Here is a 22,695-nt window from a genome sequence, read left to right on the forward strand (position 1 = left end):
TCTATTTCAAACCTAAGCGGTCGAAGATCGTGTCAACATGTTTCAAATGCCAGCTCGGATCGAAGCAATCCGCGATTTCGGCCGGGCTTAGCGCTTCTGTAATCGTACGCTCATTCTCTACGATTTCGCGGAAGGAACGCTGTTCTTCCCACGCTTGCATCGCTCTCGGCTGCACCGTATCGTAAGCTTGCTCACGGGAGAAGCCTTTGTCGATCAGCTTCGTCATCACGCGGCCGGAGAACGGCACATCGTACGTGCTGCGCATGTTGCGCTTCATGTTCTCAGGGAATACCGTCAAGTTCTTAATGATGTTGCCTAGACGGTTCAGCATGTAGTTCAAGAGCTGCGTCGCATCCGGCAGGATCACACGCTCAACGGAGGAGTGCGAAATATCGCGCTCATGCCACAGCGTCACGTTCTCGTAAGCGGAAATCATATGACCGCGAATGACACGGGACAGGCCGGAGATGCTTTCGCAGCCGATCGGATTGCGTTTGTGCGGCATCGCGGAGGAACCTTTTTGACCTTTGGCGAACGGCTCTTCCACCTCGCGGAACTCACTCTTCTGCAGGGCGCGGATTTCCGTCGCGAATTTGTCTAACGATGTAGCGACTAGCGCCAATGTCGCCATGTACTCGGCATGACGGTCGCGCTGCAGCGTCTGTGTGGAGATCGGAGCCGGTTTCGTGCCCAGCTTCTCGCACACATATTGCTCAACGAACGGATCGATGTTCGCGTAGGTGCCGACCGCACCGGAGATTTTGCCGAATTGCACGCCGTCAGCGGCAAAGCGGAAGCGCTCCAGGTTGCGTTTCATTTCTTCGTACCACAGCGCCATCTTCAGTCCGAATGTCGTCGGCTCGGCATGAACGCCGTGCGTTCTGCCCATCATGGCTGTGTTTTTATGCTCAATCGCTTTATTGCGAAGAATCTCGATGAAGTTCTGAATGTCCTTGTCCAAGATCTCATTGGCTTGTCTCAGCAAGTAGCCCAGCGCCGTGTCAACCACGTCTGTGGATGTCAAACCGTAGTGCACCCATTTGCGCTCAGGTCCCAGCGTCTCGGATACCGCTCTTGTGAAAGCTATGACGTCATGACGCGTTTCTTGCTCGATTTCGTAGATGCGGTCAATGTTGAAGCTGGCGTTCTCACGCAGCACTTTCACATCTTCCTTCGGAATGACGCCCAGCTCGGCCCAAGCCTCGCAGGAAAGAATTTCAACCTCCAGCCATGCTTGAAACTTGTTCTGCTCCGTCCAAATGCTCGCCATCTCCGGGCGTGTGTAACGTTCGATCATTGTACCGTTCCTCCAATAATGTTCATTTACTTACTTTCCCAAATCCGGGTGCGTTCTATCCAATTCAGTGCATGCTGGACATCGTCAGCCAACAGATTGATATGTCCCATTTTGCGTTTCTCTTTCGCTTCTTTCTTGCCGTAGAGATGAACCTTGGCGCTTACACCCAGCTCGGTGTCCTCCAGGAAGCCTGGTTGATCGATGAGACCGCTGAGCGGCTCGATATGTTCACCCAGTAAATTCACCATCACAACCGGCGTCAGCAGCTCGGTAGAGCCTAGAGGCAGGTTGCATATGGCGCGAACATGCTGCTCGAACTGCGAGGTGCGGCACGCTTCCATCGTGTAATGACCGGAATTGTGCGGGCGCGGCGCAAGCTCGTTGACGTAGAGCCGGCCGTCCTTCGTCAGGAACAGCTCTACGGCGATCAATCCGATCACGCCGAGTCCTTCGGCGATGCGAATCGCCAGTTCCTCGGCTTCCTGCTGTACGTCCGCCGGAATGCGGGCAGGCACGATGGATTGATGCAGGATGTTATGTACATGTATGTTCTCCGCTGCCGGGAAGGCTTTCACTTCGCCGCGCGGGCTTCTTGCTGCAATGACGGATAATTCCTTGTCGAAATGAATGAATTGTTCGAGAACGAGCTCGGTCTTGGCCTTACTCAGCGTCTCATAAGCTTCTTCCACTTCATCTAGAGAGCGGATGACCCACTGACCTTTGCCGTCGTAGCCGCCGGTGGCCGTCTTGAGCACACACGGTGTGCCGAACTTGACGACAGCGTCCTTCAGCTCAGCCGCGCTCTTCACTTCCGCATAAGGAGCGACCGGTACGCCCGCCGCTTCAATGGCTCTCTTCTCCCGAAGACGATGCTGGGTCGTATATAAAAGCTCGCTTCCTTGGGGAACATAGGATTCATTCATCAGAATGCTCGTCACGTGGGCGTCCACGTTCTCGAATTCATACGTGATCACGTCGGACCGTGCCGCGAGCTTCCGCGCCGCTTCGACGTCGTCGAAGCTCGCCTGAATCTGTTCGTCGGCGACTTGTCCGCATGGCGCATCTTCCGTCGGGTCAAGCGTCACGAACCGGTACCCCATGTTGCGTCCCGCCAGGGCCAGCATGCGGCCTAACTGCCCGCCGCCCAAGATGCCGATCGTGCCGCCCGGCTTGATGACTTTACCGCTTGGTGCCTCCGTCATAACAAGTCACTGCTTTCAATGACCGTCTGCGCGATGCGCTCGCGGCGCGCTCTGACCTTCGCTTGCAGCTCCGGATCGAAAGCGCCGAGAATTTGCGCCGCCAGCAGGCCGGCGTTCGTCGCTCCTGCGTGACCGATGGCCACGGTCGCAACCGGAATGCCGCCAGGCATCTGCACGATGGACAGCAGGGAATCGAGTCCGTTCAGCGTGGAGGTCTTGACCGGAACGCCAATAACCGGCAGCTCGGTCTTAGCTGCTACCATCCCTGGCAGATGCGCCGCTCCGCCCGCTCCGGCGATAATCACTTGGATGCCGCGGCCTGCTGCTGCGGCTGCATATTCAAACATCAAATCCGGCGTTCTGTGTGCGGAGACAACCTTCTTCTCATAAGGCACTCCCAGCTCTTCCAGCATGTCGCATGCGTGCTTCATCGTTTCCCAATCCGACTGGCTTCCCATTATGACACCAACACGTACCGTCATCATTAACCCACTCTCTTCAAATAATGGTTACTATGATTAAACCCTTTAAACCAAAAAATGCCCAGAGCTAGAATACGCGATTCTATCCGCTGGACAGCAAAAGAACCGAATGCAAAAAGACCATCATCTTCCTATGGTTCCCCTCATTCGCTTCCTCGTAGTCCAAAAATTTATGGTTTTTGGGTAGAAACTTTCAGGCCCTATTCCTGATTTTATACGAGTTGTTTCGACATTTTCAATTAGTGCGGCTCTCTAACCCGCTTCCCTAGTTTACTACCAACTAACGTGTCGTGTCAATTTCAAAAAACGAACGATTTGCAACTTTATCTTTTGTATAGTTCGTTTTTTGAAGGTTTTTTCCCAACAAACGACAGTTGTGGACTTTCATCCGCTTTCACTCCTTCCCGCACCGTTATATTCGTTCGGTATTCGGGTAATTCATAGAGAAAAACCGATTATTTTTTTCGACAAAAACGAAAGATGCTGCAAACTTTTCTTGTTGCTTATCGTCTAAGATACTAGATGAAAAACACGAAGGAGCGAGTTCCATGAATAAGAAGATGTTCACAATCAAAGTTGCCTTAGCTGCTGCGCTGCTGGCCGGATTCTCCGGTTCCGCCCTCCTGCCGCAAACGAGCGTTCGCGCTGAAACGTATAGTGCCGATCAAGAGGTCCAATTGGCTCCTCTGCGCATTCAGATCGGCGATCAACTGCTGGATGTGCCCGGCGGCAAAACCAAAGAAGGCGACACCTATGTCGGCCTCGCTTTTCTAAGCAAACAGCTCGGTCTAACCACTTCCTGGGACAGTGCGACCAAGACGGTTACCGTCAGCAGTCCCCATAAAACGATGAGCATGCATAACCAAAGCACCGAATATGCCTTGAATGACCACAAATTTTACGCTCCGCTGCCACCTGTGATTATTGAAGGCACGACGTATTTGCCGCTGCGTTTGCTTCTGGAGCAGATGGGCTACAAGATCGGCTATATCGATCAAAGCCACATCGTCACGATCGCGCCTATTCAGGAGAACGAGCTGAAATTGACGAACAAATCCGATTCCCTTACGAAAAGCGATAACCGCCGCATTACTTTGCAGTATCCGCAAATCGAGGGTTGGGCCAATACCGCGGCCAGCGACAAGATCAATGCCTTCCTCCAGGCGGAAGCGGATAAATATAAAGCGGCGGCGATCCAGCAGCTGAATGATCTTAGCGAGGTCATCGGCAGTACGGAGCCTGATTTCCCCAATACGTTCGATGTGAATTACAAAATCACTTACAATCAGGATCATAAGCTAAGTCTATACTTCATTGTTTATACGTTTTCCGGCGGCGCTCACGGGTTCTATGCATGGGATTCCCACACCTTCGATCTGGATACGGGGAATGAGCTGACGCTGCAGCAGGTTGCTTCCAATAATCCGCAATACAAGTCTATTATCAATGAGGAGATTAAAAAGCAGCTGAAAGAGCATGATTATGAGCTCATCGAGCCGTTCGAGTCCATTCGGAACGATCAGGGCTTTTATTTGAAAGATGACACGGTTGTCGTCTACTTCGGGCTGTATGAATACGCGCCTTATGCGCTGGGTATTCTGGAGTTTCCGGTTCCGCTATCGGCATTTAAATAAGCGAAAGCGCCCCAACGACTACGCGAGGCTGTGAGAGAGCCTTCAGGTAGCGTTGGGGCGCTTTGGCGTTTCATTATGAGCTTAAAGCCGCTTCATACTGCATGGAGCTTCCGCTCATGGCCAGTTCCTTCACCAAGCCCAGCTGCTTAAACACATGCAGCGAGCTGTTGATCGTCATCGCATTAATCGTCGGATACTTAGCGACTAACGCTTCGCAGATTTCCTTAACCGTCGTATAGCCGTTCTGGTCATACAAATAAGTTAATAACGCTTGGCGCTGCGGTGTTAAAGGAATATTTTTGGCGCGCATGCGCTGCAGCGCTTGATTCAAATCGTGCCTTGCCATGGTGGAACCCTCCTCTACGGTGTTATATGAAAAGGCATCTCTGCTCTTAGTGTTTCAAATGCTGCAAGTAGCCCGAAATATCGACGTTCAGCCCTGCTGCGAGCGCTTCTCCCAGCTTGGCGTCGGCTCGATAAAAGTTGCAGATCGCGAGCAGCTTCGACTTCTCGTGAACGGAAGCCAGATCACCGACCAGATTGGCGATGAAGTTCGCCTGTTCCTGCTCGCTGAAGCTGCGGAAGGTGTCTCCGGCTTGGGCGAAATCGTTCGTTTTCGCGATCTTCTGCCGGCCAGCCGTACCGGTCAGCGGCATAGAGCTGTCGCGATACGCCGGCGCCTCTTTCGGTTCGGCATGGCGAGTCGGCTCGTAGTTGACGCTGCCGGCTTGCGACTTCATTTGCATGGCGCCGTCACGCTGATTGTTCTGTACGGTGGCGTATGGGCAGTTCACCGGAATCTGCAGGTAGTTAGCGCCCAGCCGGTATCTCTGCGTATCCGGGTAGGAGAACAGCCTGCCTTGCAGCAGTTTATCTTCGGACGGCTCGATGCCCGCCACCAGCACGCTTGGCGAGAACGCCGCCTGCTCGACCTCCGCGAAGAAATTTTGCGGATTGCGGTCCAGCGTCATGGTACCTACTTTGTGCAGGGGGATGAGATCCTCCGGCCATACTTTCGTCGGGTCCAGCGGGTCGAAATCGTACGCATCCAAATCTTCCGGTTGCAGCAGCTGCACGTGCAGATCCCATCTCGGGAAATCGCCGCGCGCGATGGCGTCGTACAAATCTCTCGTGGCATGGCTGAAATCTTCCGCCTGCACAGCCGCGGCTTCTGCTTTGCTCAAGTTGCGTACGCCTTGATGCGGCTTCCAGTGATATTTGACATAAACGTAGTTGCCTACGGAGTTAATCCATTTGAAGGCATGGACGCCGAAGCCGTTCATCTCGCGGTAGTTGGCTGGTGTTCCATAATCGGAAAAGACCCAAGTCAACATATGCGTGGATTCCGGCGTAAGCGACATGAAATCCCAGTAGCGATCCGGTGTCTGCACATTCGTATCCGGCGCCGGCTTCAAGGAGTGCACCATGTCCGGGAACTTCATAGCATCACGGATGAAAAATACCGGAAGATGGTTGCCGACCAGATCATAATTGCCTTCTTCCGTATAAAACTTAACCGCGAAGCCGCGAGGGTCGCGCGCCGTCTCCGGCGAGCCCTGACCGTGGATGACGGTCGAGAAGCGGACGAACACCGGCGTTTCTTTACCTTCTTCGCCGAGGAAGGCGGCTTTCGTGTAGCGGTTCATCGCTTTCTCTACTTTAAATGTGCCGAAAGCTCCAGCACCGCGCGCATGGACGACGCGTTCCGGAATTCGCTCCCGGTCGAAATGAGCCATCTTCTCTAGCAGATGGTAGTCTTCTAATAATGTAGGACCGTGCTGACCTGCCGTCCGTGAGTTCTGGTTGTCGCCGACGGGGGCGCCTTGGTTGGTTGTGATGTAGTTGTGTGTACGATGGTTATCTGATGCCATTTACATTCTCCTCCGCTATGAGAAATAATAATTCCTTATTTATAATTATTATAATATAGGTTTTATTTTAATCATATCGAGAATGATTGTCAATAGCTCGTTAACGTCTAAGCACTGCTTGCCAGACCTATGCCTTTACCCCAAATCTACTCAAAGCAAATCAAATCTAATCAAATCTAATCTACTCCAACTACCTCGCCGCACGTCACTCTGCCCCTATCACATTTCCACTCGCATCGCCACCTGAATCCATTGCACCGTCCCGTATCTATACTCGCATCACCCAGTATCTGATCGGTATCCACTGTACCGTCGTGCATCTACATCGCCTCAATATCCACTGCACCTACGTATCTACACTTGCATCCCCCAATACCCACTGCACACACGCATCTATACTCGCATTCCCCAATATCCACTGCACCCACGCATCTACACTCGCATTCTCCCAATATCCACTGCACCCACGCATCTTTACTCGCATTCTCCCAATATCCATGCACCTACGCCTAGTACTCGTCCCCTATAACAGGAATTCTTCCCGTTATTTCGACTCGCCCCCCGGCTTCCTGCATATTTACATGGAATTTCTCCCGTTAAATTTTGAATTTCCTTGGGAGAAGAGCAAATCAAACGCAAAATAACTGGAGCTTTTCCAGTTATACACCCATTTGTGCCTCATTCCCCCCGGAATAACGGGAGGAATTCCTGTTGTCCCCCTGCCACCGGCGGCGGCTTTCAGACTACGCCATCGCTAATTGCTTCCGGGTTCCTCTGCCGACGCTCGCTTCTGGGCTCCTCTATCCACGCTTGCTTCCGCGCCCCACCATTGACGCCCACCCGTCAATGCATCCCAACTCATGCAGCTTCTCCCCGCTGCACCACCCCAAAAAGCCGATCAACCCCACCGCTCACGCGATGAAATCAATCGGCTTCCTTTTACTCCCGGAGCAGCCTCGCCAGCGGCAGGCCCAGCTCCTTGATCCCTTCAACCACCAAGCGGGCGATCTCTGTCGCGCCTGCTTCCGAGAAGTGCGTATCATCCGTCACACCGTCCGGATAATTCGGGTGCTCCCCGGGCTGCAGCCAGAGGAGTAGTGCTTTGGTCCGCTCTGCGCCCAGCGACTCGAAGAGCCTTTTGCTCTTCTCAGCGAGGTCGATGAGCGGAACTTCCAGCTCCGCGGCTAACCGCCTGACTGCAGAGGGATACTCCCCGTGCGTATCGGCGAGACTGCCCTGCTCATCGAAGCTGCGCCGCTGCACGGGAGTGATGAGTACCGGTAAGGCGCCTCTTGACCGTGCACCTTCCACATACCGACGCAGGTGATCCAAATAGGTCGTATACGGTTCCGTATATCTTTTTTCATCCTCTTTCTGATCGTTATGTCCAAACTGGATGAAGAGATAGTCACCTGGACGAATCTTGCTCCAAATGACGTTTAAGCGCCCTTCTGTGATATAGCTTTTGGAACTTCGGCCGGAAGCAGCCGCATTGCAAACCACAGCCCCGCTTCCAAACCATCGATCCAACACCTGCCCCCACCCCATACGTGGATAAAAGGATGACTTGTAGTTAGACATTGTAGAGTCTCCCGCCAGGTATAGCTTGACCGGCTGGTCCTCCGGTCCCTTCTCCTTCGTATCTATTCTCTCACCTACTCCTATATTCCCAATTCCAGCTTCAATCGGACTCCATCCATCCTGCCCCGCCAGAATGCGATTAACGTCATATGCGGCAGCTTCCTCTTCCGAGAGCTGCTTCGACCACTCCACCCGGCAGTCGGTATCCGCTCCGGGCCCGCTATTTCCGTACTCGGCGTATACGATAGTCGCTACGCACTCCCGCTCGTTCCACGGGTCCCAGCCTTCCCTCTTAATATGCGGTCCAAGCCAGCAGCGCAAGAAAGCGGTCTTCGCATAATTCCGCCACGGCCGCCCAAGCCCGACGGATTCCGCCGGAGCTTCCCCTGTCAGCTTGCAGCGGACGAACACATAACCGTACGCCACCTCCTCCGGCGTGGATGCGGCCGTCACCCAGCCTTTGCCGGCAGATTCGATCTCGCAATCTTGAAACACGGCCGTCGCGGAGCCGAAAATAAAATCTACATCGCCCCGAATATAGCATCGCTCATAGTATTGCCGAACAGGGCGCGGCGGTACGCCTTCCCGCGGCCCCCCGAAAGTAGAGCGGTCTCTCGGCTTCGGCGGCAAAGGACCGGTAAACAGCGTATCCTGATGCCCAAGGAACCGGCAATCCCGGAAGACGACGCGATCCCCGTCCGCATAAGCGGCCAGCGCTTGTCCGACATCTTCCCCTCGGCCTGCTGTATTCTCGATAGTCAAATGCTCAATGGTCACATCATCCGCACCGACGAAGGCCGTGTAAGAATTGAAGGTATGATACGGCTCTCCATTGGGGAAAAGCTTCTTGGCATAGTCGTCATACGTGACGATCGTTGTCTCCGCTGACTCCCCGATTACCGAAATGCCCGGCTTCGTAATCCGCAGCTTCTCTTTATATACGCCGCTCCGGACATAGATAACGGTATGCCCCTTCCTTGCCCCTTCCTTCGCCTCCATCTCCATTCTCACATCAGTGTTTCCAATTGTCCCCATCTCGGTTTTTTCATCCGTCCCTGCCATCACCTCTTGCGCAACCCTTGCATCTATCCTTCCAACGGTTCCCATCCCGGTCGTCACATTCGCCCCTACCCTCGCACCTATCTCCCCGCTCGCGCTCCCAACCGCCTCAGCACGATCGATCGCATCCTGAATACGGGTATAATCCCCGCTCCCGTCCGCAGCTACTATAATGATCATGATCTAACATCCTTTCTCGCGGCTCTAAAACTATCGAATTGTTTCTGAATCTCCGCTATCACATGATTAATGCCTGCATCCTTCAGCTTCACCCTGAAACTCCCCATCGTAGCCGCCCAATCTCCCTTCGCGTCATAGAGCAGCGGCAAATACTCGGTAATAATCACATTGAGCTGGGCAATTTCCGATTTGATCGGAGACAGATCCGGCACGAAGCCCAAGGTCGGCGAAGCCGTCGCCTCCTTATCCCAATTGCGCAGCTCTCCCCTGTAAGCAGGAGAAATATATTTGCTGAAGCGGACATAGCGAATATCGTTCCAGGTCCAGCTGATCGGCATGTACTGCTTCTCAGGCGGGATACCGTCATAATCGATCGCGCCGTCCGGCGTCAATGTATAGTTCACATCCTTGATCCCATATGTAAAAAGATCGTAATTCTCCTGACTGCTCCTCAGCCAATTGAGGAATGCGACGGATTCGTTCACATGCTGGCTCGTTGAAAACACGGACAAAATATTATCCGCCCCCGTGAACAAATATTTCGGTTTCTCCGGGTGCAGATACACGTTCTCCAGCTCCCCGTCGGGGTTCATCGCCTTGAAAGCATCGATCCGTTCCGTCTGCTTCAGCACCACGCTCCAAGTGGCGGCGACCTTCCCCGAGTTGAAGGCAAGCTCCGGATCCGGGTACCGCGAGGTGTCGGAGGGGCCGTACGGCACGTACCCTTTGTCCTGCCACTCGTGCATCTTCTGCATGATACTGCGGAAAAAGTCCGATTCGTACGTGTTCCTCACCCTCAACTGGGGATCGGCCGGATCGATGTATACCGGTGCGTTCAGATAGCCGCCGGCCAAGAACGCCACATCGCCATACTCCCGGAGCAGGAACCGTCCTGTATCATAGAAATAAGGCGTTATCGCCGGCTCGTACTTATGCATCGTCTCCAAATATAAGTCCATATCCGCGACGGTTTTAATTTCGGGCAGACCGTATTTCTTCCGCAAATCCCCCCGGATTTGCACGAAGCTCTGAAACTCCGATATCGGCATGACGCGGGGAATCCCGTAGATCTGGCCGCCAATCGTGACCCCTTGGAAAGCATAGTCCGGCGTACTCTCAACAATGGCCTGGCCATGGTCGCGGAGTGCCGTATCCAACGGGGCAAGCACCTTTTTGGACACATAGTCCGCTATATTCGAATAAGCCGATAAAGCGATGTCATACGATTCGCCGCTGGCGGCAATTAACCAGACTTTATTCCAATACTGGTCATAAGGGATGTAGGTAATATCCAGCTTAATCGGCAGTCCGTCCTTAGCCAGCTTAGCCTCCACAGCTTGAAGAACTTCCTTCTGAGCGGCGGGCTCTTCCAAGGGGAATAACAGCTTGAGCGTCGCCGGCTGCAGGGCCGTTGTCACCGGCTGCTGACTTGCGCCGCCTGTCCCCTCATCCTCTTGCATGCCGTAGCGGACAGCGAATGCGAGCCCGACGGCAAACAGTACGACCAACCCTACATACAAACTCCTTCTCATCCGCTGCCGCTCCCCTGTGTCTGAAATCGCTTTCCCCTTATTTTACGATAAAAAGCGCTCCGCCGCCGCTCCATTTTTCCCCGCACCTTCATATACGGATAAACACAGCAGGCGCATAATGGCCGCTGTGTTTATTCTTTCTTTATTTCTTGCCGGCGGCCAGATAACGGTCGTACTGCGCCTGTCTGCCTTTGACCACATCTTCGACACCCATGCTTTTCAATGTCTTGATGTAGCTGTCGAACTTATCCAGACTCTCCTTGCCCGTGATGAACTTGATATTCATCTCATTGACATACGTTGTGATATCAGGCATGACGGTGTTCTCGGTGCTGGCTTCCGCCGGCAGGGCATAGACGAATGGGAACGGAGCCTTGATATATTTCTCCATCTCCTTATCGATCTTGGCATGCCACGGAGCTACCAGCACATCGGTTGCTTCGACCGACTGCTCGATCGGCAGGTTGACCGGATTGATGCCGAACTTCTGAATGAAGTCGTTGTCCTTGCCTTTCTCGGTGAACTGCTTCTTACCGTCAACGACCTCATACGTCTGCCCCTGAAGTCCCCATACGTAGACTTCCTTCGCTTCCTCACTGCTCGCGTAATCCAAGAATTTGAACGCCAGCTCCGGATCCTTGGCATTCTTGGAGACGCCAAAAATACCGGTAATCGGGTTACGGCCTACATAATAGGGATCCCCATGCGGCCCTTTGAAAGGCGCAATGCCTTTAATCAGCGGTTTGGCCGGATCGTAATCCTTGAACAGCTTGCTGTACACCATCGATGTGTACCAGCTGAAGTTGAAGGTTGCTCCCGTTATATTCTGGGAGAACTTCGACGTAATTTGATCGGCGGTCACACTCGCGAAATCCGACTCCAGAAGCCCCTCCTTGTACAGTCCGTTCAAATAAGTGAGATACTCCTTATAATTCGGTTCGTAATAGGAATAATGAACTTTCCCGTCTTTATCCGCATAGAAATTGTTGGCCAGATCCAGCCCGAAGACCGGGCCGAACGCATTCGCCAGCTGGCCTCCCGCCACGGAGAAAGGTATCTCGTCCGCCTTGCCATTGCCGTTCGGGTCGCCGGACTTAAATTTGCGCAGCATGTCGGTAAACTCATCGAGTGTAGCCGGCTCCTGCAAGCCCAGCTTCTCCAGCCATCTCACATTCACCATGAAGGTGGGCATATAGTTTTTGGTGACGGCCAGCTGCGGCAGATAATAGATCTTCCCGTCCGGCGTCGTCAAACTCGCCTTCAGGGCAGGGTACTTCTCGAACAATTTTTTAATATTGACGCCGTACTTCTCGATGTAATCGTTCAGCGGTTTGAACAGGCCGCCTTGAATGTTTTTCATCGTTTGATCCTGATCCAGCTGGTAGATGATATCCGGCAGATCGGCTCCCGCTGCCAAACGCGGAGAGATCGCGTCCTGATATGTGGACGGTGGCAGCAGCTCCCAGTTGACGGTTATTCCGGCACGCTTACTGATCTCTTGCACGATAGGCGCCTGGTTCAAGTCCACATTGTTCGTCCAGGCATTGGTGGCCAGTATGCTGAGTGCAGCCGTTTTATCGGTGATCGGCCCCTTCCCCGTATAATTGAAGCCTGATGGCGCAGCGGGTGCAGCCGTACTCGAACCTCCCGTTCCGGTAGAGACGGCCCCTTGAGTGCCCGTACCTCCTCCACTCGTGCAGGCCGCCGCCACCAGCGTGAACAGTGCCGCAATCAGTGATACGCTTGCCGTTGTTTTTAGCGTTTTTTTCATATTCATACCCTCCCCCTGATGGTGAACGAATCTTCTCAACCTTTGACGGCCCCCAATGTAATGCCGCGTACGAAATATTTCTGAATGAACGGATAAATCGTAATAATCGGTAAAATACTGACGACAATCGAGACATACCGGACCTGCAGCGTTGACACGGCCAGCGCCTTAGCGGCTGTCTCTCCGCCCATTTTCTGCATAATTTCCGGCGATGCCATAATGAGCACCCTGCGCAGGAAAATTTGCAGCGGCTGCAGCTCCGCTTTTCCCAAATACAGCAGGGCATTAAAGAAGTCATTCCAATGAGCGACCGCATAATACAAGGTCAGAACGGCCAACGTCGGTTTGGTGAGCGGCACGGCGATCCGGAACAGGAGCGTAAAATCTCTGGCCCCGTCCATCGTAGCGCTTTCAAAAATCTCATTCGGGATATTCTCGAACGCCGATCGCAGGATCATCACGTTGAACGTGCTCACCAGCACCGGCAGAATCATCGCCCATCTCGTGTTGTATAAACCCAGCTCCGTGATGATCATGTAGAGGGGAATCAGCCCCCCGGAGAAATACATCGTAAAGGCAATGTAGAAATTAAGCTTTCTGCGCAAGAAGAAATGCTTTCTTGACAGCGGATACGCCGCCAAGCAAGTAGCCACCAGATTGAACACGGTACCTACCACCGTATACCAGACCGTATTATAGTAGGAACGCCAGAGCTCCGAATACCCCATCACCATTTTGTAACCGTCGAAATTCAAATCAACCGGAAACAGCGTGACCAGCTTGTTGTCGATCGCCTCCACCGAGCTCATAGAGATGCTGACCACGTACACGAAAGGATACAGCGTCACCACAACCGCGATGATGACCACGCTGTACACAAGCACGTAGAAGCTTCGATCCGTCCACGGTTTCACCATAAGGCCCCCCTCCTCTCTCTTCTCTCGATCCCGCTACCACAGCGACATATCGTTTACCCGGCGGCTCGCCCGATTAGCGGCATACACTAAGATGAAACTGATAACCGAATTGAACAGCCCCACCGCCGTGGCGAATCCGAAGTTCTGCGACTCGATCCCTTGCCGGTACACGTAAGTAGAGATGACGTCGGCGGTTTCGTACGTGGCTCCGTTGTACAGCAGATACACCTTCTCGAAATTTACGCTCATGATACCGCCAATGGAGAGCAGCAGCAGGATGACGATCGTCGGCTTCAAGCTCGGCAGCGTCAGATGCCACACTTCTTGGAACTTGTTGACCCCGTCGATTTTGCCGGAATCGTACATCTCCTGATCGATCCCCATAATCGCTGCGATATAAATGATCGAGGAGAAGCCGAAGCTTTGCCAAATTCCCGACGCCGTGAAAATCGTGCGAAACCATTCGGGCGCCATCATGAAGTTGATTTTCTCCATCCCCATCGAACTCAGCAGCGTGTTCACGATGCCGTCCGTCGGAGACAAGAAATTAATGATCATCCCGGCGATGACGACAGTGGATATGAAGTGCGGCAAGTAGGTGACCGTCTGGGCGAAGCTTTTGAACACACGGTTCCTGAGTTCTACGACGCATATCGCGAACACAATCGGGATCGAGAAGCCGATCACCAGCGGGTAGAAGGCCAGCAGGAATGTGTTACGCAGCAGCCGCCAGAAATATCGGGAATGCACGAACTGGTTCAGCCACTTCAGGCCTACCCATTCCCCTCCGAATATGCCATGTCCGGGCGTAAAGTTTTTGAAAGCAATCAGAATGCCCGGCATGGGCAGGTAGCAGAATATCAAATAGTACAGAAACACCGGCAGAAACATGAGCAGCAGCCATCTGTCCCTGCGAATCAGCTTGATCAGCGGCGTTTTGGAATCTCCCACATCGTTCCCCTCCTTTCGTTGGACATCTCCTTCTGCTTCTAAATCCAATTCTAGCAAACGCCGTTCGCCCCCTAAATCCAACATTTTTTCGATATGTGACACTTTCTTATGGATGTTGATGCCAACACGGGGACAACAAAAAAACCGGCGCCCAAGCGCCGGCAACAATCATTTTATTGCGGTGTCTCCGCTCTATAGATAGGAAACGTCAAGCTAACCTTCGTCCCTCGGCCCGGTTCGCTATGAATGCGCACCCCGTACCCCTGGCCGAAACGGATCTGGATGCGGTCATGCACATTCCGCAGCCCATAGCCGGCGGTCTCCATGCGCAGCACCTCTTCGGCCAGCTCCGGACTCATTCCGGGACCGTTGTCCTCAATGGTGAAGGTAAGGTCCTCGCCGTCCCGGTACCCCCGCAGCACGATGCGGCCTCTGCCCTCGCCTTTGCGCAGCTTATCGATGCCGTGCTCCAGCGCATTCTCGAGAATGGGCTGGAAGACCAGATTAATCATATCGTAGCGCAGCAGCTCCTCATCGACCTCGTAGTGAAAGTCGAAATTGAAGTTATGCATAATGCTTTGGATGTGCATGTAATCCTTGGCGTTATCCAGCTCGTTCTTAACGGGAATGAAATTTCTGCCTTTATTCAACACCGTCCGGTAAAACCGGGATACCGTATTCGTGATCTGGCTGATCTCCATGGCATCGATTTCGAGCGCCTTCCAGTTAATGATGGATAGCGTGTTGTACAGAAAATGCGGGTTAATCTGCGTCTGCAGCGCCTTCAACTCCGCTTCCTTCTGTGTGATTTTGCTTTGGTACACTTCTTCGATCAGCGTGTTGATATTCGTCAGCATCTGACCGAAGCGGTTCGTCAGCTGCCCGATCTCATCCTTGGAGCCGCTCGACACATCGATCTTCAAATTCCCGTTCTCGACAATCATCATCTTCTTATTCAGCCTGATAATCCGTTTCACGAACGTATTGGAGAACATCCAAATAATGAGCAGCAGCACGGCCAGACAGACCGCCATGATCAGCAGCGTAGCGCTGACGATGCTCTTGGCATTGACCGCAATCCCGTTCTTCGGCGTCACGTAGACGAGCTTCCAGCCGGTCTCCGGCATTGCCTCTGCAATATACATATACTCAGTCCGATTGCTGGTTAGCGTGCCGATCTTCTCCCCGCCCTCCAGCGAGCGCAGCGCTGTCTGCGGAATATTTGCCGCCATACCGATATGTCTGGATAGGATCGGTGTTCCTTCCCGGTCCAAAATGAATATGCCGTAAGCTCCCGCATGAATATCATCCAAATCCTGAAAGATGCTGTCCCCATCGATGCTCAGAAACAACACGGAAGACGGCCTCACGTCGCCCGCTTCATCATCGCCGACGAAGGGCCGGATGGCGAATACCTTGCCGTTTTTGATATGCCACTGCGTCCCCTTCGTCTTCGCGTCCCGGCCCGCCCACTCCAAATCGGCCGTCAAGCCAATCGGCAGTATATACTCGCCGCGCAGAAGCGACTGGTTGTCCGTGAACACGGAAATTTGCAAAATATCCGAATTGAAATCCAAAATATTGCTGAAGAACGGATCCACGTAATCCCGGTACAAGTCCGGGAAATTGCCCTCGCCCGCGATGAAGATCCGTTTGAACACCACGTTTTGCGTGATCGAATTGATGATGGCCTCATGCTGTTTCGCCCGGTAGTTGATCGTCTCGGCAATCTGGCTGATCGCGCCGTCGAGGTTTTGCCTGGCCTGCTGCTGCAGCAAGCTGCTCGCTTGATGATAAGAGAACAGCCCCAAGACAAGCACGGGAATAATGGAAACGATCATATAGGAGATGAACAGCTTCTGCTTGAACCTCAGGTTCTGGAAGTAGGCTAGGAATCGTTTCATATCAGCCGGTCATCTCTCGGAATTTAGCGGGGCTGCAGCCGCGATAATGCTTGAACGTTTTGCAGAAGTAGGAAGTGTTCATGAAGCCCACCTGCTGGCTGATATCGGCAACGGTCAGATTCGTGCTCCGCAGCAGCTCCTCCGCCTTTTGCATGCGAACCAGCGTAATGTATTTCACAATCGTCTGGCCCACTTCCTTATGGAACAAATAGCTCAAGTAGGTCTGGGTGAGGAATACCCGGTCTGCGATCCATTTCAAGCTGATATCCGACATATAGTTGTCCTCAATGAGCTTCACAATATCCTTGATCACCTTCTTGCCGTGTTCCGGACCGTGCCCCTCCTGATCGCTGCCGAGCAATGCCATGACGGCGTGGACCTGCTCCTTTAATGCCGTTAACGATTTACTGCCGAAAATAGTTTCTACAACCGATTTGAACGCCGGATGATCATGCTTCTCAGCCTTTTCCCATATTTTCTTGGCTAGCTCGATGCACATATATTTAATATAGATGGCGGAGTGCTGCCCGCTCCCGTCAATCGTCTTAAAGAACAGCTCCACGCCCTTCCGGAAGCCGAAGAGATCCTTCATCTCCAGATGCCAATACACGGTCTCCATCAGCTTCGGAATCACGTCCGTCAAATCTTCTTTCCCTTGACTCTCGTCGGTATACAGCACCGTGCTTTCTTGGTAGAAGAACTTGTATTCGAGCACGTTCTCCATCACCTTGAACTCCTGTGCAAGATCACCCTCCGCCTCTGTCAGGCGTCCCGCGACCAAGGTGAACATCCCTCCGCGATGAGTATGAAGGCACTCCTTAAGCTTGAGCCCGACAGGCTCCAACTGCTCCTTGCAAAGTCCACGGTCATGCAGGAAAAAGAACAAGCTTTGATGCTCATTCAAATTCACATAGTGAAAAGGCGTCGCTATCGCCGCTTTCACCTGTGCCGGCAGTTCATCATGCTCGGCATCGAAGACGGGCTGCGTGAAATCCACCAGCAGCATCTGCACGGCTGTATGACGCATATCGATCCCGGACAGCGCGAGCTTCTCGGTCAGCCAGCTCTCCTGGCGATATGAGCTCTGAATCAGCTCCAACAAGAGCTGCTCCTTCTCCTGCTCCTGGTCTTTCTCGCAAAGCTCGATAACCCGGTTGAATTCGCGGATGAAATCACTCACATCGACCGGCTTGAGCAGATACGAGAAGATATGGTAATGAATCGCCTTCTGGGCGTACTCGAACTCGCCGTATGCGCTGAAAATCATCATGTGCAGATCAGGATACAGCTCCCGTGCCCTTCTGCACAGCTCCAGCCCGTCCATGAAAGGCATTTTAATATCCGTGAACAAAATATCAATAGGCCGGGATGCTAGAATATCCAGCGCTTCCTCGCCGTTCTCCGCTTCCAGCACGTTCAAGGGCAGCTTGTATTTGTGAATGAGCCGCTTGATCCCTTCCCGCTCGATGTGCTCGTCATCTACGATGAGAATTCGAAACAAGGGCATCAGGCCTCCTGCGTGTTTTCCCTTCATCTTATCAAACAACCGCCGCCCTGAACATTCAACATTTTTTCGTTCCATGTGACTATTTTATGGAGTTGCTTCTTCGAGATAAGCGCCAAACGTCACTTCCCTGAACCTTTCCTTCCAGGGAGAGACCGCTGCGAGCCCCTCATATAGTTCCTGGGCCTTCTGCACGCAGACCGACTGCACCACTTGTCCGTACTCCAGACAGCCGGAGTTTTGGATCAGCCGGACGAACGCCTCTTCATCGTGCAGCAGCTCATGGACCGTGATGCGGCCGTCGTAGTAATCCTGGAAGGAGCGGAACGTCTCGTCCTCCACCTGCAGCAGATACAGGATGGGGAGCGTGCGCTTCTTCGCATATAGATCGTTCTTCTTATCGTAGCGCAGGAGATCGCGCATATCGTTCTGAATCTGATGGATCAGTCCGATGCAATCCGCCAAATCGTTCAGCTGGCTAACCGTATCCTGCGGGCATTCGAGCGTCATGTGCCCCATGAGGCACGCCAAGCGGAACAGCGAGCCGGACTTCTCCTGCGTCATCTTCATATAGTCGTCAGCCGAATCAGCGGCATTGACGACATCCTTGTGCTGCCCGTTGATCGATCGGCCTATCGCCCTCGTCACCTCAACAAGCCGTTCCGGCTTGACCTGCAGATGTCCCATTTCGCCGAAAAAGCCCATCAGCAGCGCCAGCACGGCATTCAGCGCCTCGGCTTGCGAGACTCGCATCCATGGCTTGTCCTCTTGATCCTGATCCTGCAGGTCGTCGACGATGTCCAGTATCAAATTGGCCAGCTCCGCCAAAGCCGCGTACCGGTCAATCTGCGGCGAATTCCCGCCCAGCATGTAATGGGTGCAGAGCGTAACCTTGGCCCATGCGCCGTTCTCTTCCGCCTTGTCGGCAATGAAAGATTTCAATAGCTCATTCAAAGACATGACATCTATGTACTCATCAACCAAGCGAATCATATGTTCATTTATACTCTGCTTCAAGGTGGTTCGCTCCGCTTCTGTCTGAGTTCTCACTCATCTCTTGTAGTATTGAATCCGGGCTGATGACGTTGGACGACATTGCTCATGCAGTGATAACCTCCTCGATCGGAATCCACATCTTGATGCGCGTCCCTTGCCCTATCGTTGATTGAATATCGATGTGCCCGCCGATATGGATAATTCTGCTCCTCATTTGTTCAATCCCCATTCCTGATGCGCCGATCTCCTTCTGGGAACCTTCCTTGTAGGTAAAACCGACACCGTCATCCTCATAGTTCAGGAAGAAATGTTGACCGGCTTCGTCGATTGAAAACTGAACTTTCTCCGATTGCGAATGCTTCTTGGCATTATTCAAAAGCTCCTGTACGATTCGGAAAATATGCCGCTTCGTCGGTAAATCTACATGTTCAATCCTAGCTGCATCCTGCGTTTCAAACACAAGATCGAACGGTGCCGTATACGCTTCCTTCTCTATATACATTCGCAGCGTCTGTATGAGCCCAAGCTCCTTCAGCAAATGCGGATTAAGCTCAAAACAGCTTTGGCGCAGACTGGCATTGATCATATCTACGAAATTGTTCATATTATGGAGCTGATCGAGGTCTGATTTGTCCAAGGTGCCCTTCTCAGAAATCGAAGAAATTCTTCTTTTCAGGAAAAAGAGGTCCTGCATCGTCGTATCGTGCAAATCATTGGCAATTCGAACCCGCTCCTCTTCCTGCAGCTCGAACATCACCTTCCGAAACCACTGAATGTCCTGCGCGGTCGATTCGTTAGGGAGCTGCGCGGCAACATGCTGCAAATTGGAGGTTAGTTTGCGAATCAAATGCACATTTTCCAGGCTGATTTCCAAATAAGAAGTGATGAGCTGGAGCCACTGTTTCTCCTCCTTGGAAATTCGCATATTCGTTTTTTTCCTCGACATGATGAGATAGCCGGTATATGCCTCATGCCCCGTCATCTCTATACTTGTATAGTCGGGATGATGAAGCAGCGCGGACTCCCGGACTAGCCGCTCGATTTCAAGCGTATCCACTTCACCATGCGCGATAATTTCGATTTCATCCTTATGTTGGAAAACGATGACGCCTCCTAAGACTTGCAGCGTATTCACAATGTCCACAAGAATAATATCCTTCAACTCTCTCAGCGTGGAGATAGCGCCCAGATTCTTCGAAATCTTCTTCAAAGCGGATTGCAGGACGTGCTTCCTCGGGAACAGGAACGGCTCGAGCCGTGTGGTCCAGTATTCGGCTGCGTAGAGCAATAGAGACACAAGAATAATAGATCCAACGAAAACAAATAGGATTTGCTTCTGATTAACTTCATGGCTAAACAAAAAAGCATACATCCCTGTAAAAAGACTGACCGGAATAAACGACACCAACCCGGCGAAAATAAATCGCCGTATAACCAATCCGATGTCATATAGCTGATTCGAAGCAATTAAGTAGATAAACGAGATAGGAAACAAAATGATCGTCCAACTTGTATAGATTGCATCGATGACCCAGATATCAAGCAGCAATTTCGGTAGAAAAGAAAGACAGATAATCGGAAATATCGATATAAATAATGAAAAACAAACGCTTTTCACTATGCTGGACAAATAAGTTTGTTGATTGCGAACCTTCAAATACATAAAGGCAATCACACATAGACTTATCAAGAAGCCGATGATAAAAGCGCTTAACGTAACAATCCCGTCAAGATGATATAGATTGATCATGGAGGGCAATAAGTATAGCCCCCTGCACAACGCTACAGCAAGTAAGCCGGCATAAATATATTTGAAATACGTTGTACCGATTTGTATTTCTCCTTTTTCTTGAAAAAAGGTGATGATGAAATGCAAGAACACAAAAGGCAATATCATCATAAAAGTGGATATGACAATCTTACCTAGAACATCGCCCCTTATGGATGCCCCCAGGCTCATATAAATAGCGGCCATCGTAAAAAAAACGACAGAAAGTAATTTGGCCGACGGGGAGTGCCTGAGCCTCAACAGAAGCAAACAAGCCAATAAGAGACAAACGAATTCCTCTGCTAACGGAATCATGTCATACAGCGTTGTGCTATTTTTGAAAATGGCATATTCCAGATCTACGCCGTCCCGGGAGATCAGGATCTGATTTGCCTGTTCGACAGCACCCCATTTGATCACATACTCGGACTCCTCCGGAGGCTTGCCATCAACCAGCTTGACAATGTCACCTACAGCCAAACCCAATTTCTCGCTTACACTCTGCGAATGAGCGCCTATGATTTCCCATTGCCCGTCTTTATTTAAATTTACGTTGATTCCAATATACGGCGTATGAAAGGTCAGGTAAGAACACCAAATTTGCACAATTAAAAAAATAACGACAAAAAAACCAAATAAAAATATTTTTCTAGCATACATGCATTCTGTCCTCCAAACATTTGGTATAATAGTCTAGTAGTAAAAATTTGTTGAAGGGAGTCTTATCATGCTGACAATCCAACTAGGTTCCAAGCTGCAAAATGTTGTTCACACGCTCAAAAATTTGGAATTGGTTCAAGCCGGGAATTCTCTGGCAACTGCGGCTGGCGCACTTTCCAAAGAAGAATCCAACGCGGTCTTGAAAACCTTTACAAACAGAGAGAAGAAACAAACAGAGCCCATTTGCAACTGGTTTTAATGTCTTTGTCTTATTTTACCAAATGGAAAGAAGATTGTATAACCAGCTTTTGGCTGTTATGCAATCTTTTTTTCGTTTCAGCGTACTTTCTTTTGCACGTTTATGCAAATCCCTTGCATCTCCATGCAAAAAGTTTGCGTTCAATCGCTTTATTTTTACGGTGTGATCAAGCTGCTCAAATAATATGATAATTCGTATATATATGGTAATTCATTTCGTATCTACTCCCCAGGAATCGGAGGCGTTCGGGGTATGAAAGACAAAACAATGAACCGATGGAATACCTACGATCCCTACTATATTCAACTTGCCGATAAGAAGATCGTCGACATCGTTATCACTCGCCATGCGCACGCCCGGTACTGCGCCCGTATAGGCAGCGAGACCTCCACGCTGGAGGAGATCTGCGCCCTTCTGTGGGAGAAGCTTAAGAACGGCCAAATCGCTTCTTACTATAGAAACGAAGAGGATGTCTATGTGGTCGATGACGATATGCTGTTTGTCGCCCAGTTCCCGCTCGACGAGTCGGAGACGGACCTGCTAGGCAACCCCTTACATAAAATGATCGTCGTCACCTTCCTCGGCCTCATGTCGCAAACGATGGAGCTGCGCGATCTTAGAACGTACTACTCCTGGCTGCGCCATTCACGCCGAATGACCTTGGTCAAAAATAGCCGCAAACGAAAATAACGCGAAAGAGGTAGGAGGAAGTTGCTACAAACATTGAGCCGTCAGGGTCTTATCGATGCTTACTTATCGGCTATGGATCTACAGCTGGAACAAGCCTTCGTGGACCTGCTCCGGCAAGAGCTTCATAGGCGGAATATTGCCCTCGAGGGACTAACGGCCTCCGGCTCTGCGTAGCTTGCAGCAGCGGTGCCTTGCGAAATAAAGCACGGCGAATGGAAAAGCACCCGCCTTAGCGGGTGCTTTTCTTCTTCCTCATCAAACAACCTATTGTGCTCGTACGTCCACTCGGTTACCAAGTAATTCTAACGGACACAACGGCCGTTATCCTCCTGATGACCGCATTGTTTCAAACCTAACGGACACCAGAGACCTTATTTGGCGATTTCAGAGTGAAATTGGATCTGAAATAGGCAAATAGCGTTACTGGTGTCCGTTAG

General features: G+C 51.7%; 18 protein-coding genes and 1 riboswitch. Of the genes, 4 read left to right on the forward strand and 14 right to left on the reverse strand.

Annotation, left to right across the window (positions count from 1 at the left end):
- Nucleotide 1 precedes the first annotated feature (1 nt).
- Genes purB through purE form a run of 3 tightly spaced genes read right to left on the reverse strand, consistent with a single transcriptional unit; the run spans nt 2 to nt 2,981 of the window.
- The gene (purB, locus tag J2X61_RS30275; RefSeq protein ID WP_274472563.1) at nt 2–1,297 is read right to left on the reverse strand and encodes an adenylosuccinate lyase; all 1,296 of its coding nucleotides are present in this window, start codon (nt 1,295–1,297) and stop codon (nt 2–4) included.
- Between the two features lie 26 nt (nt 1,298–1,323).
- Nucleotides 1,324–2,499: a 5-(carboxyamino)imidazole ribonucleotide synthase gene (purK, locus tag J2X61_RS30280; RefSeq protein ID WP_274472562.1), complete on the reverse strand. Its 1,176-nt coding sequence runs from the start codon at nt 2,497–2,499 to the stop codon at nt 1,324–1,326.
- Entirely contained in the window at nt 2,496–2,981 is a 486-nt protein-coding gene (purE, locus tag J2X61_RS30285; RefSeq protein WP_274472680.1) for a 5-(carboxyamino)imidazole ribonucleotide mutase, read from the reverse strand. The genes purK and purE overlap by 4 nt, the downstream gene beginning before the upstream one ends.
- A gap of 138 nt (nt 2,982–3,119) precedes the next feature.
- Nucleotides 3,120–3,221: riboswitch (purine riboswitch) on the reverse strand.
- A gap of 308 nt (nt 3,222–3,529) precedes the next feature.
- On the opposite strand from purE, the gene J2X61_RS30290 reads away from it, so the two are divergent.
- Complete coding sequence (locus J2X61_RS30290; RefSeq protein WP_274472561.1) at nt 3,530–4,615, forward strand: stalk domain-containing protein; 1,086 nt, start codon at nt 3,530–3,532, stop codon at nt 4,613–4,615.
- A gap of 73 nt (nt 4,616–4,688) precedes the next feature.
- On the opposite strand, the gene J2X61_RS30295 is transcribed toward J2X61_RS30290, so the two are convergent.
- The 11 genes from J2X61_RS30295 to J2X61_RS30345 all read right to left on the reverse strand — a co-directional run bounded on the left by J2X61_RS30295 (nt 4,689) and on the right by J2X61_RS30345 (nt 21,309).
- A complete protein-coding gene (locus tag J2X61_RS30295; protein ID WP_274472560.1) occupies nt 4,689–4,961 on the reverse strand; it encodes a Fur family transcriptional regulator in 273 nt (90 codons plus the stop codon).
- 46 nt (nt 4,962–5,007) lie between these two features.
- Nucleotides 5,008–6,486, reverse strand: coding sequence for a catalase (locus J2X61_RS30300; RefSeq protein ID WP_310193472.1), 1,479 nt, complete (start codon nt 6,484–6,486; stop codon nt 5,008–5,010).
- A 939-nt stretch (nt 6,487–7,425) separates the two neighbouring features.
- Nucleotides 7,426–9,306 carry a pectinesterase family protein gene (locus J2X61_RS30305; RefSeq protein WP_310193475.1) on the reverse strand — a complete coding sequence of 627 codons (1,881 nt, stop codon included), beginning with the start codon at nt 9,304–9,306 and terminating at the stop codon, nt 7,426–7,428.
- Nucleotides 9,303–10,838, reverse strand: coding sequence for an ABC transporter substrate-binding protein (locus J2X61_RS30310; RefSeq protein WP_310193478.1), 1,536 nt, complete (start codon nt 10,836–10,838; stop codon nt 9,303–9,305). Before J2X61_RS30310 ends, J2X61_RS30305 begins: the two co-directional genes overlap by 4 nt.
- A gap of 142 nt (nt 10,839–10,980) precedes the next feature.
- Complete coding sequence (locus J2X61_RS30315) at nt 10,981–12,609, reverse strand: extracellular solute-binding protein (protein ID WP_310193480.1); 1,629 nt, start codon at nt 12,607–12,609, stop codon at nt 10,981–10,983.
- A gap of 35 nt (nt 12,610–12,644) precedes the next feature.
- A complete protein-coding gene (locus tag J2X61_RS30320) occupies nt 12,645–13,526 on the reverse strand; it encodes a carbohydrate ABC transporter permease (protein WP_274472555.1) in 882 nt (293 codons plus the stop codon).
- 33 nt (nt 13,527–13,559) lie between these two features.
- On the reverse strand, nt 13,560–14,477 hold the full coding sequence (locus tag J2X61_RS30325) for an ABC transporter permease (protein WP_274472554.1): 918 nt from the start codon (nt 14,475–14,477) through the stop codon (nt 13,560–13,562).
- A 173-nt stretch (nt 14,478–14,650) separates the two neighbouring features.
- Nucleotides 14,651–16,381, reverse strand: a complete 1,731-nt coding sequence (locus J2X61_RS30330; RefSeq protein WP_310193484.1) for a sensor histidine kinase — start codon at nt 16,379–16,381, stop codon at nt 14,651–14,653.
- A 1-nt stretch (nt 16,382) separates the two neighbouring features.
- A complete protein-coding gene (locus J2X61_RS30335; RefSeq protein WP_274472552.1) occupies nt 16,383–17,882 on the reverse strand; it encodes a response regulator transcription factor in 1,500 nt (499 codons plus the stop codon).
- A 90-nt stretch (nt 17,883–17,972) separates the two neighbouring features.
- The gene (locus J2X61_RS30340) at nt 17,973–18,878 is read right to left on the reverse strand and encodes a polyprenyl synthetase family protein (RefSeq protein ID WP_310193491.1); all 906 of its coding nucleotides are present in this window, start codon (nt 18,876–18,878) and stop codon (nt 17,973–17,975) included.
- Between the two features lie 106 nt (nt 18,879–18,984).
- Nucleotides 18,985–21,309: a sensor histidine kinase gene (locus J2X61_RS30345; RefSeq protein WP_310193492.1), complete on the reverse strand. Its 2,325-nt coding sequence runs from the start codon at nt 21,307–21,309 to the stop codon at nt 18,985–18,987.
- A gap of 67 nt (nt 21,310–21,376) precedes the next feature.
- On the opposite strand from J2X61_RS30345, the gene J2X61_RS30350 reads away from it, so the two are divergent.
- The 3 genes from J2X61_RS30350 to sda all read left to right on the forward strand — a co-directional run bounded on the left by J2X61_RS30350 (nt 21,377) and on the right by sda (nt 22,432).
- Nucleotides 21,377–21,568, forward strand: a complete 192-nt coding sequence (locus J2X61_RS30350) for a hypothetical protein (protein ID WP_274472549.1) — start codon at nt 21,377–21,379, stop codon at nt 21,566–21,568.
- A gap of 252 nt (nt 21,569–21,820) precedes the next feature.
- Nucleotides 21,821–22,258 (forward strand): hypothetical protein, encoded by a 438-nt coding sequence (locus J2X61_RS30355; protein WP_310193505.1) that lies wholly within the window; start codon nt 21,821–21,823, stop codon nt 22,256–22,258.
- A gap of 21 nt (nt 22,259–22,279) precedes the next feature.
- Nucleotides 22,280–22,432: a sporulation histidine kinase inhibitor Sda gene (gene sda / locus J2X61_RS30360; RefSeq protein WP_274472547.1), complete on the forward strand. Its 153-nt coding sequence runs from the start codon at nt 22,280–22,282 to the stop codon at nt 22,430–22,432.
- The last annotated feature ends 263 nt before the right edge of the window (nt 22,433–22,695 follow it).

Origin of the sequence: Bacillus sp. 3255, assembly GCF_031456485.1 — a bacterium.
Lineage (GTDB): Bacteria > Bacillota > Bacilli > Paenibacillales > NBRC-103111 > Paenibacillus_E.

Coding starts and splice junctions, on each gene's coding strand:
- purB (WP_274472563.1), bottom strand. CDS start 1,297: ATGATCGAACGTTACACACGCCCGGAGATGGCGAGCATTTGGACGGAG.
- purK (WP_274472562.1), bottom strand. CDS start 2,499: ATGACGGAGGCACCAAGCGGTAAAGTCATCAAGCCGGGCGGCACGATC.
- purE (WP_274472680.1), bottom strand. CDS start 2,981: ATGACGGTACGTGTTGGTGTCATAATGGGAAGCCAGTCGGATTGGGAA.
- J2X61_RS30290 (WP_274472561.1), top strand. CDS start 3,530: ATGAATAAGAAGATGTTCACAATCAAAGTTGCCTTAGCTGCTGCGCTG.
- J2X61_RS30295 (WP_274472560.1), bottom strand. CDS start 4,961: ATGGCAAGGCACGATTTGAATCAAGCGCTGCAGCGCATGCGCGCCAAA.
- J2X61_RS30300 (WP_310193472.1), bottom strand. CDS start 6,486: ATGGCATCAGATAACCATCGTACACACAACTACATCACAACCAACCAA.
- J2X61_RS30305 (WP_310193475.1), bottom strand. CDS start 9,306: ATGATCATTATAGTAGCTGCGGACGGGAGCGGGGATTATACCCGTATT.
- J2X61_RS30310 (WP_310193478.1), bottom strand. CDS start 10,838: ATGAGAAGGAGTTTGTATGTAGGGTTGGTCGTACTGTTTGCCGTCGGG.
- J2X61_RS30315 (WP_310193480.1), bottom strand. CDS start 12,609: ATGAAAAAAACGCTAAAAACAACGGCAAGCGTATCACTGATTGCGGCA.
- J2X61_RS30320 (WP_274472555.1), bottom strand. CDS start 13,526: ATGGTGAAACCGTGGACGGATCGAAGCTTCTACGTGCTTGTGTACAGC.
- J2X61_RS30330 (WP_310193484.1), bottom strand. CDS start 16,381: ATGAAACGATTCCTAGCCTACTTCCAGAACCTGAGGTTCAAGCAGAAG.
- J2X61_RS30340 (WP_310193491.1), bottom strand. CDS start 18,878: ATGATTCGCTTGGTTGATGAGTACATAGATGTCATGTCTTTGAATGAG.
- J2X61_RS30345 (WP_310193492.1), bottom strand. CDS start 21,309: ATGTATGCTAGAAAAATATTTTTATTTGGTTTTTTTGTCGTTATTTTT.
- J2X61_RS30350 (WP_274472549.1), top strand. CDS start 21,377: ATGCTGACAATCCAACTAGGTTCCAAGCTGCAAAATGTTGTTCACACG.
- J2X61_RS30355 (WP_310193505.1), top strand. CDS start 21,821: ATGAAAGACAAAACAATGAACCGATGGAATACCTACGATCCCTACTAT.